Origin of the sequence: uncultured Clostridium sp., assembly GCF_963515715.1 — a bacterium.
Taxonomy (GTDB): Bacteria; Bacillota; Clostridia; order Clostridiales; family Clostridiaceae; genus Clostridium_AW.
The window spans coordinates 45,489-55,337 of the sequence record NZ_CAUPZS010000026.1; the positions used below are offsets into that span (position 1 = coordinate 45,489).

Sequence of the window (9,849 nt, forward strand, 5' to 3'; positions counted from 1 at the left end):
TCATATATCTTATGACGATAGGCATAGTACTGTTTGAGATGAATGAATAGCCACTGTTCAAAATGTTCCCTCCTATTCTATCATTCCTGCTTTTACTTCATCGGGTATAATTGATTGATATATTTGTCCATTAAGAGCTTTTTCAAGATCCCTCTTGGCTTCCTCTGCGATTTCAGGTTTATTTAATATATCCACAGCACAACGTGCCATAACTGTCGCCGCTGCTTTCATACCGCGATGAGCTATTGCAGATTTTCCTTGTGCAACTGCAAGCCATGAATGTGCAGGTGTACCCAGCGCAAAGCAAGCGCCGCTAAACCATGTAGTTGGTACTTTCCAGCTTACATCACCAACATCGGTAGATCCCATTTTTTGTGGGTTAGGAGGAAATACTGCATCTGCCATGGCTCCTTTGAAAAACTCTTCTCCTTTTTCACCATAAAGCATCTTAGCCATTGACTGATATGTGAGCAAATCTCCCTTATCTCCAAGAGCATGAAAGGCTTTTGCATATTCAAGTTCTTCATCTGTATATTTTATAGGGTAAACTTCCTTTATATGTTTAAACGCTAGTCCATCGAGAGTTTTATTCTGTATCACATCTGCATAAGCACTAACAACTTGAACATCCACCGTCGTGCCAGTCATCATTGCAGCTCCATGAGCTACGGCATTTACACGGGTGAGCAATTCATGTACTTGTTCATTTTTTGGTGCTCTTATTGAATATAATACCTGTGCTCTAGCCTGTACAACATTTGGTGCATTACCTCCAGAGTTTGTTATAGCGTAGTGAATACGTGCCTCAGGAATAATATGCTCTCTTAAGTAGTTTACTCCCACATTCATAAGCTCTACGGCATCAAGTGCACTACGCCCCAAATGAGGAGATACCGCAGCGTGTGAGCTTACACCCTTAAAGTTATAATACACTCGTGCGTTTGCAAGACTAGAAATCGAGCCTACTGTTGCAGAATATGGATGCCAGGATAAACATATATCACAATCATCAAAACACCCTTCTCGAATCATGAATGCTTTTCCTGCTCCTCCTTCTTCAGCTGGGCATCCATAATATATGACAGTTCCTGAAATATGATTTTGTAAAATGTAGTCCTTTACAGCAACACATGCCTGAATACATGCTGTACCTAAAAGATGATGACCACAACCGTGACCGTATTCCCCCTCTGATAAAGGATCTTGATATATTACGTCAGCTTTTTGTGACAATGCAGGCAGTGCATCAAATTCTCCCAAAAAAGCAATAACAGGTTTTCCACTACCAAAGCTGGCACGGAATGCAGTTGCTATGCCACCTATACCCTTTTCAATAGTAAAACCTTCATCACTCATTATTTGCTGCTGTAATGCCGATGACTTTACCTCCTTGAATCCAGGCTCGGCATATTCCCAGATTTTATCACTAACTCCCTCAAACTTTTGCTGTTTTTCTTCAATTAATTCTTTTAATAAAGTATAATCCAAAGTAGTTGCCCCCTTTCTTATAAATAATTTTAAGTGAGGTAACTATCTATGTCTAATATATTATATTTATACCCTTATAAAAATAATTAATAGCATTGCAAACTATATAGAAAATTCATACAATTATATGTAAGGGAGGGTGATAACATTGAAATTTAAACAAATAGAATACGCTCTAGCAGTTTCGCGCACACTTTCCTTTTCCAAGGCGGCAAAGGAGCTTTATGTTTCACAACCTAATATTAGTTCTGCTATAAATTCGCTGGAGGATGAATTGGGAATTAAAATTTTTAAGCGTACAAACCAGGGAATAACTATAACACCAGAAGGAGTAAAATTTTTAAAACATGCTAACAACATACTAATAGAGTTTCAAAAGATTGGAGAAATAACAGAAACGGAGCCCTATCGCAAACTTTCTGTGGAATGCATGTTTAACCACACATCAGTATCCCAGGCCTTTGCAAAGCTTTGCAATGAATTTCAGAATAGCTCCAATTTGGATTTTTCTATATCCACTGCCTCCTCAAGGGAAATAATTGACAATGTCTATATGAATAAAAGTCAACTTGGTATCGCACTTATAAATCGCACTACACTGGATAGCTACCTAAATACTATGCCAAACAAAAGTTTAGAAATTGACGTTATACGCAGTATGAATGTAAATGTGAATGTGCGCAAGGGCCATCCCTTACTAGAAATACAACCTTTCCCTTTCCATGAGCTGCATCACTATCCCTTTGTAAACTATAGCTTTAATACATTGTCAGACTTTCCAGATATATTCGCCATGGGATTTGTGGATACTGATAGAATAATAAATGTCACTGAAAGAGAAACTCGGGGACAGATAGTAATATCAACAGATGCATTCAGCATTGGATGTACCTTTCACCCTGAGATGAAGGGAATTGATAAAATAGTCTCCATACCAATACCTAATGTAGAAATGTTCCTAGTTTTGATATATAAAAAAAATCAACCCCATAGCGAGGAATTACAACGCTTTGTTGAGCTGGTTATAGAGGAACTTTCAAAAAGCAAATAGCTAAAACTCTAAGATGTCTATAAAAGAATCATAAAAGGTATAGTTCTTCTAAAAAACTATACCTTTTTATTAAACTTTAAATGTAACCTGTTGGGTAATTCATTCTCCAATTTCAAAAATAATTAAGGAAAATTAGATCTTAGTTTATTTGAATTACGACGTAAAAACACCGTAAAATTCAAATTAGAATAATACGGTGTTTTAGTAAATCATTTGTTTTTTAGTTATGACGTTAAATAAGAATACTATAAATTAATATAAATATAGTTTATATATTATCTATCTCTGTATACGAAGCTAATCTTTTCTCTAATGTTTCCGTATGAAGCTCAAATAAATTATTATCATAGTCATAAAAGTATATAGAATAGCCTTCTCCAGATACTCTTTTCCTTGGAGGCTTTAATTCTAAATTTAGAGTTTTAATTTTATCCAAATAACTATCTACATCAGAATCTGATATTTTAAATGCTATATGATGATAAGTTCTGTTAAGTATATTTGTATCTTCCATAACAGCTATCCACTGACTACCAATAATAAAAAAACGCTCTTTAAATAAAGAATGCTTTTTTTCACCACTATAATAAATTTCTTTAGCATTAAATAGTTCTTTAAATAATTGAGTAGTTTTGTCTAAATTTTTCACAACAAAAGTAATATGGCTTACGCATTCAATCATAGATATATTCCTCCATCTTATCTAACAATTGTTTATTAGCATATAGAAATTATAGCACATCTTCCGAATCAATTACTTTATAGCCAGCATAAATAAGAGCTTTGGCGAATAGTCCTTGACCTTCAATCAATTTTCCTGTAAAGCTCCCATCATAGATTCTATTAACTCCACAAGTCGGACTGCGTGACTGAAGAATTACTAAATCAATATCTTCATCTTTTATTTTTTCTAATGCTAATTCAACTCCTTTTCGATATTCCTTGTCAACATTTTTACCATTAGATTCAGTAACACATCCATCTACTATTTCAGCAGAAGCTCTTGGAATACTCATACTAGCTAACATTTCTGGACAAATTTCAATTACTTCTTTATCTCTTAAAAAATCTACTACTCTTGAATTTAAGTTATTACCACCATTATATTTGCAGTTACATCCCATAACACAAGAACTAACCAATACTTTCATAATTATCCCCTCTAAAATTGTCATTTATTTTTTTATATATTATAACATATTTTCAAATATCACACTATTTAGTTTTCAAAGAACACTTTTATTGTTTAATTCATCATATAATCATAAAACGACCTAAACGCAGTAAGCCCTAAAACCTACTGCGTTTTAATATTCTATCTTTGCCCCTATTTCAAATCATCCCCTAGCCTCTCCAAAGGAAAATTCCTCCCTGGACAATTAGTAGTATTTCTCTGTATCAAAGTTCCCCTCTAAACAAATTCCCAATCAGACTTTCCAGATATATTCGCTATGGGATTTGTGGATATTGATAGAATAGTCTCCATACTAATACCTAATGTAGAAATGTTCCTAGTTTTAATATCTTAAAAAAATCAACCCCGCAGTGAGGAATTACAACGCTTTATTGAGCTCTATTTGTAATCTATTGGGTACTTAGTTATTGAATTTTATAAATTTATATAAATAGTTATTGATTAGTATATATTAATTATATTATATAATTTTTTTATTTCATTATTTATAACATCTGGATTAGAATGATGTATTGCATGTCCTGCTCCATTAACAACTATTTGTTGGCTATCTGTTGACCACTCTTTTAAATCCCTTTGACTGCTATCCCACTCCAAATCACTGGGGGCAGTTACTATTCTAATGGGTAAACTACCTAAATGACCATTTTCTAAAGCAACTTTTGCATTGTTTTTTGCCATATTACCCTCATCTATAATATTTTTGTTATACATAGTTTTTAGAATCATTGATAAATACAATTGTTTTAAATCATCAGGTAGTAAGTTAAGTTTTTTTGAATAACTATCTGTATAATAAAGCATTAACCTTGCTATACCCGTAAACTTTAGTAATTTATAAGTAGATGCTGTATTATTAGGAATTTCTAAACCATTTTCAGCATAATACTCAGGATTACCACCGTCTATCAACACTAAACCAGCTACTTCATTTTTGTAAGTTTGTGCAAATCTTATTACCTGCAATGAAGCATATGAATGTCCAACTAATATATATGGGGCCTTTTGACCTGATTCTATAAGCGCGGTGTGCATTTCCTCTACAATAGAATCTATATTTCTTGGCTCATCTGTTACCTCACTCCATCCATGCCCTGGTCTATCATAAGTAGCTATTTTAGTATACTTTGAAATTTCATTGTACAAAGGATAAAAATCTGCATATGCACTTGGAGTAGTGTGACCTGATAGAAAAACTACAGTAGTATTTCCTTCACCCTTACTGTAAACATTTATTTTATGACCATTTACATCAACCATTTTTCCTACTGGAAGATGATTTTTAGCATCATTATATTCACCAATTTTTTCGTATAAAAAACCAATTAATAAAATAATAACTATGCAAATTAAAGTGATAAATACATATTTTCTAAATAATTTTCCACCTATTGGTTTGGCCCTTCTTTTATCTTTTTCTGCTTCTAGATCCATTTATAAACTCCCCCTAAAATACAGCTATTCTCAATTTGGGGATGTATGGATGTCCAGCTGTATACTATGTTATTTTATCTTTTCAAGTTTATTAATAAATTGAAATTTGTAACTTACCTATATAATCGCTGAATCGCTTATTTAAACTTTGTTTTTCATACAAATCATTTTCATTTTACCAACGCCAATATTATTTGCGATTACATCACATTTGGTCATTAACAGGAAATAGATATTTTTATTTTCTTCACTCAAACATTCATAGTTCGCTTGCCCTTTTGAGATTACTATATCAGCCTTTTCATAGGCTTCTCTAAACTCAGTGCTTGTTCGATTAAGCACAGTCCCAAGAGAACCATCCCCATTATCTATGACCTCTGCATATTCGTCAATTCCTACAGCATATGCGTCTTCAGCTATAGAATCATTTACAACAGGTTTACCTCGTACTCCGAATAATATTTTAATATTAGGATTCAGTTCTTTTATTTTCTTTAAAAGAATCTTGTCCATGCAGATTTCTCCACAATTATCACCTAAGTATAATAATATTTTTGAATTTAAAATATCTTCCATTAGCTCCTTAGAATTATCTATTGCTAATTCTAACTGTTCCATTTTTTCAAAACAATCAAATATATCCTCTAATAATGTATTGTGAATAGGATTAAAATCTATAATATTTCCAACAATGGCGTATCGCACTGCTAATTGAAACGAATTTCCAGCTTGCTCAATCTTCCTTTCAAATTCAGGTAACAGTTTCAGAAACAATGTATTGTAGTAATTTCTGGTTTCTTTATATGGGTCTGGATTATTCGTATGTTTTTTTATCATGTTAAAAATTTCTCCAATAATTTCTGGTGTGGTTATCTCAAAATCCATTTTACTGAGATAAGTAAAAACTTCCCTCAATAACTCTTCCTTCTCATCAACACCTGTAATATTTGCCACTTTGATAACTTGGTTTACCACACATGGTAAGCATTTATCATGTATTCTCATAATTACACCTCTTTTGCATTAAATAATTTGCTATTTATTTGTATGTCATGCAAATAACTCTACTTCACCTTTTTTACTAATAGATATTTACACTTGAACCTTTTGGTATAAAGTACTTTACAAATTGTATTTCTTCCTTTGATATACCTTCAATCGAAAATTCTTTACCATAGTGACTAGAGGATAAAATAATATCATTATTCCTTGTCAAAAAAAATGAAAACCACTTAATATTGCCATTATGCCCTATTGAGTTATAAACCAACTCGTTAATAACTTTCTCAGTTATATTAAATTTAAATATATGCATATTACAATTACTTTCTAAATCTAAATCATTGCAAAGTTCTTTCAAATCAGATATTATCTGCTCTTCATTATTCCAACAATCAATTCTGATGCCATCTGCTTCTTCAATATATTCCATTATCAATGGTTTCCAATAATCTATATTTGCAATTAACCCTGTACTAAAATAGATTCCATAACTCATTGTTATCGCCTCCTATAAACTTGGAATTTGTTGAGCACAGATTATTATCATAACTCTTATACATGCATTAAATAAATCTTATTGTCTTCATCAAATCTAAAATCACAGGATAGCAGTGTGTTGCAAGAAGCTCTATTTTCAGAATCAGGTTGAACAATAATTCGCTTTGCATTTAAATTTAACTTTACTTTGTTAATAAGTTCCTTAATAATTGCTTTCCCAAATCCTTTTTTAAGATAATCCACCTCACCAATCATATAATCAATACTGTATGTTCCATCAATTGGTATATTACCATGCCAAGTTTCTCCACTATTAAAATACTCATAATATTGACAGAACCCTATAGGTTTTCTATCATATTCCACAATATAATGATGTAGCCACTTGAAATCACTTTGTCTCTTTTCCACTTCATCAATCCAATCTAATGGATTATGATACCATTTTGAAACATGAGGTAGGTATAACCACTTTTTAAATAATGATACATCTTCATCCATTAATTGTCTAAGATTTAATTCATTCATATTGTACAATACCTCCGCTAATATTTTAAACTACTAGATAAATTCCTTTTTACATTTATGCCAATTATAAAAATCTTTCAACTCTGCCTTTCGTTCCTCTTGTAAGGCGGTTTTCTTAACACCTTGAATTGCACCTTCCAGTGCTAACAGTCTATGAATACAGGCAAAAGCGTCAACCTCTTGTATTTTTAGCGAAACCTGTTCTGAGCCAATATCTTTTAATTCATCATAAGTAAATATGCCTACTTTATTCAACTGCCTTTCAACTTCTTTTCCAATATTAGGTAGGTTTAATAATTCTCCCATAGCAAAACTTCCTTTCAAATTATTCGTTTTTTATCGTTATGATGTTAAAAAAGAAGATTGTAAATTAGCAAGCAGTATTAGTAAACTATTATTTCACCTTCATAATTTTCTGCTCTCTCAATCAATTGGCCCTTTTGTCCCATACAGAATGCAATGTCACTACTTCGAATTGAAAGAAGTTTATTTCCGATACTGATATCTAATATTTTTAACATATTTTCATTTAGATATAATTTACCTGTTTTTGAAATATTACACCAGCAATACAATCGCCCTTTATATTTAACAAATTCTCCCTCTCCAATTTTATAATTGCATAAATCTGGGGTTTCTTTTAAAATATTCCCTATTTTTGAATCAAATAATAATCCTTTTCTTGTAACTACAAAGCCTCCAGTTGTTTTGCTTCCAGAAATAAGGAACACTTTACCTTCCGATGTTATGTTGTATTCATCTATAGCCATTTGTGGCAATTGTATACTTAAATCGTCATTTACTTTTGACCAACCAAATATATATTTGCCTCCTTTTGTAACTTGTGGCATACTTTCGTACTCCTTTCAAAATAAGAATGAAATAATTCACGTTTGTCTTATATTACTATTTTATCTCAATTACTTCTAATTATATCATTTAGTTGGCAATTGATTCTACATAACTTATAGATTCCAGAGGATTTTCATACTATTTTTAACACTGAATTACTCAATTTTCAAAGCACATTGTTCGTTATTTTCAATTTATATAGTTAAGTCGCTTTTTAAGCATATCACCACACAAAAAACACCATAAAATTCAATTGAACAATACGGTGCTCCAGCAAATTGTTTTTATAATAAATGTAAAATAATAATCTTATATTTATTTCCTTAATCAAATCATTTAAATGTAAGTTGGAATTTATTAAAAGAATGATAATAGTAATCCATCAATAACAGCAACAATTAAGAAAACAAAAATTCCTTTAATGAAAGAAATAAAATGATTTTTAGGATTTTTGTATATATTATCCATATTTTCTGTTCCTGTAAATCTTATCCTTTTAGAATTTCTCCACCAAAGAATATCTATAATAAGAAAGTCAAACAAATTAAGGATTTGACCTAAAATCAATAAGCTTGTGAAATTGTCTATAAAATTTGCTTGTTTCATGAATAAACCAAATATAAAGAGTATAACTACGAACATTATGATATTTGATATGAAAGATATAAATGGGGTAATGATTTTAATTTTATCATTCAGAAAATGGTTTTCTTTCACTATATGTTGTACTTCATTAGGATAAGAAGAAAAACTCTTTATATTTTTCTTGTCACTACCAGTATTAAAATAACATATCACAAAAAATAGTCCACATAAAATAACTATTTCTGCTATTAGCATGGTTTGTCATCTATCTTTCAAATTAGAATTTATCCAATATCCTAACAATTAATCAGGTGCATTACTTTTCTCAATTTCAACATAACTAATAAAATTATTTATATCTTCAGCATCATGCCAACCACTTTTTCTATCTATTTTAAATAATGTTTCATAACCATGTACGTTAATCAAATATTCCCAACCTTTCTTTGTTATACATGCTTCTAAAATTTGTACATAATCAAATAATTCTTCTACTTTATTTGTATCATTTAATTGTTCTTTTATATACTCTGTCCCTTTTGGCAAAGGATAAATATAAAACGCTAACAATTCTCCCATGCATAATCTCCTATCCTAATTCTCATTTAAATGCATCATATGTTAAGGTTCAATAAATAAAGATTTTAAAATCCCAATTGCTTTATATAGATTTAAATACATCTCTTTTATTATGCCCCTAAGGAATATTATACCAAATACTATAGCCATGTGAAATAAAGAGTTTGGTATTACATATATTAAAGATATAACTCAAAAGCGATGTAATATTACTTAGTTCGCTTTCACTATTAGAAATAATATGCAATATGTACATAAAATAATCTCTTAATACATTTATATTAATACAATCAGATTTATTTCGTTACTTTTAGATTCTTCTTCATAATCTCTGAAAATTAGGAGAAATGGTAACTATTCTAAGAACATATAAACTTAGAGAATTCTTTGACTGAAATAAATCAAAACATCCCTTGTAAATAGCTTAATAAGATTTTATGATGTCATGTTTATGGGATATAATGTAATTGAGTAGTACTATGCAGATAGCAAAGATGCGGAACTTAAAAGAGAAAAATGAAATAACAGCAAGTAAAATCAAGCAGTAATCTCTCTATTTCTTTATAATAAATGTAGAACGGTTGAAACGAGGTGAACAGACGAATGTACGAGTGGCAGAAGCAAATTCAAATAATCG

At 30.8% G+C, this 9,849-nt stretch carries 12 protein-coding genes; 1 reads left to right on the forward strand and 11 read right to left on the reverse strand.

All coding sequences use genetic code 11. The annotated features are described in order from the left end of the window. Window positions 1–72: 72 nt before the first annotated feature. On the reverse strand, window positions 73–1,488 hold the full coding sequence (locus tag RYO54_RS15845) for a M20 family metallopeptidase (RefSeq protein ID WP_315120900.1): 1,416 nt from the start codon (window positions 1,486–1,488) through the stop codon (window positions 73–75). Window positions 1,489–1,636: 148 nt separating this feature from the next. Between RYO54_RS15845 and RYO54_RS15850 the strand changes: the two genes are divergently transcribed. Then, the gene (locus tag RYO54_RS15850) at window positions 1,637–2,539 is read left to right on the forward strand and encodes a LysR family transcriptional regulator (protein ID WP_315120903.1); all 903 of its coding nucleotides are present in this window, start codon (window positions 1,637–1,639) and stop codon (window positions 2,537–2,539) included. Window positions 2,540–2,807: 268 nt separating this feature from the next. Here the strand turns inward: RYO54_RS15850 and fosX are convergent, their stop codons facing one another. From fosX to RYO54_RS15900, 10 genes are all read right to left on the reverse strand, one after another. Beyond that, window positions 2,808–3,221, reverse strand: coding sequence for a FosX/FosE/FosI family fosfomycin resistance hydrolase (gene fosX, locus RYO54_RS15855; protein WP_315120906.1), 414 nt, complete (start codon window positions 3,219–3,221; stop codon window positions 2,808–2,810). Between the two features lie 49 nt (window positions 3,222–3,270). Continuing rightward, the gene (locus RYO54_RS15860) at window positions 3,271–3,690 is read right to left on the reverse strand and encodes a DUF523 domain-containing protein (protein ID WP_315120909.1); all 420 of its coding nucleotides are present in this window, start codon (window positions 3,688–3,690) and stop codon (window positions 3,271–3,273) included. A gap of 485 nt (window positions 3,691–4,175) precedes the next feature. Continuing rightward, on the reverse strand, window positions 4,176–5,168 hold the full coding sequence (locus tag RYO54_RS15865) for an alpha/beta hydrolase (protein WP_315120911.1): 993 nt from the start codon (window positions 5,166–5,168) through the stop codon (window positions 4,176–4,178). Window positions 5,169–5,309: 141 nt separating this feature from the next. Next, on the reverse strand, window positions 5,310–6,173 hold the full coding sequence (locus RYO54_RS15870) for an ARMT1-like domain-containing protein (RefSeq protein WP_315120913.1): 864 nt from the start codon (window positions 6,171–6,173) through the stop codon (window positions 5,310–5,312). A 76-nt stretch (window positions 6,174–6,249) separates the two neighbouring features. Continuing rightward, window positions 6,250–6,666 (reverse strand): hypothetical protein, encoded by a 417-nt coding sequence (locus RYO54_RS15875; protein ID WP_315120915.1) that lies wholly within the window; start codon window positions 6,664–6,666, stop codon window positions 6,250–6,252. Window positions 6,667–6,722: 56 nt separating this feature from the next. After that, entirely contained in the window at window positions 6,723–7,196 is a 474-nt protein-coding gene (locus RYO54_RS15880; RefSeq protein ID WP_315120918.1) for a GNAT family N-acetyltransferase, read from the reverse strand. A gap of 33 nt (window positions 7,197–7,229) precedes the next feature. Beyond that, complete coding sequence (locus tag RYO54_RS15885; RefSeq protein ID WP_315120921.1) at window positions 7,230–7,502, reverse strand: TfoX/Sxy family protein; 273 nt, start codon at window positions 7,500–7,502, stop codon at window positions 7,230–7,232. Window positions 7,503–7,579: 77 nt separating this feature from the next. After that, complete coding sequence (locus tag RYO54_RS15890; RefSeq protein WP_315120924.1) at window positions 7,580–8,047, reverse strand: hypothetical protein; 468 nt, start codon at window positions 8,045–8,047, stop codon at window positions 7,580–7,582. Between the two features lie 358 nt (window positions 8,048–8,405). Further along, entirely contained in the window at window positions 8,406–8,888 is a 483-nt protein-coding gene (locus tag RYO54_RS15895; RefSeq protein WP_315120927.1) for a hypothetical protein, read from the reverse strand. Between the two features lie 48 nt (window positions 8,889–8,936). After that, entirely contained in the window at window positions 8,937–9,212 is a 276-nt protein-coding gene (locus RYO54_RS15900) for a hypothetical protein (protein ID WP_315120930.1), read from the reverse strand. Window positions 9,213–9,849: the final 637 nt, after the last annotated feature.

Excerpts from the sequence above, each read along its gene's own strand:
- fosX (WP_315120906.1), bottom strand. The coding sequence starts at position 3,221 with ATGATTGAATGCGTAAGCCATATTACTTTTGTTGTGAAAAATTTAGAC.
- RYO54_RS15860 (WP_315120909.1), bottom strand. The coding sequence starts at position 3,690 with ATGAAAGTATTGGTTAGTTCTTGTGTTATGGGATGTAACTGCAAATAT.
- RYO54_RS15865 (WP_315120911.1), bottom strand. The coding sequence starts at position 5,168 with ATGGATCTAGAAGCAGAAAAAGATAAAAGAAGGGCCAAACCAATAGGT.
- RYO54_RS15870 (WP_315120913.1), bottom strand. The coding sequence starts at position 6,173 with ATGAGAATACATGATAAATGCTTACCATGTGTGGTAAACCAAGTTATC.
- RYO54_RS15875 (WP_315120915.1), bottom strand. The coding sequence starts at position 6,666 with ATGAGTTATGGAATCTATTTTAGTACAGGGTTAATTGCAAATATAGAT.
- RYO54_RS15880 (WP_315120918.1), bottom strand. The coding sequence starts at position 7,196 with ATGAATGAATTAAATCTTAGACAATTAATGGATGAAGATGTATCATTA.
- RYO54_RS15885 (WP_315120921.1), bottom strand. The coding sequence starts at position 7,502 with ATGGGAGAATTATTAAACCTACCTAATATTGGAAAAGAAGTTGAAAGG.
- RYO54_RS15890 (WP_315120924.1), bottom strand. The coding sequence starts at position 8,047 with ATGCCACAAGTTACAAAAGGAGGCAAATATATATTTGGTTGGTCAAAA.
- RYO54_RS15895 (WP_315120927.1), bottom strand. The coding sequence starts at position 8,888 with ATGCTAATAGCAGAAATAGTTATTTTATGTGGACTATTTTTTGTGATA.
- RYO54_RS15900 (WP_315120930.1), bottom strand. The coding sequence starts at position 9,212 with ATGGGAGAATTGTTAGCGTTTTATATTTATCCTTTGCCAAAAGGGACA.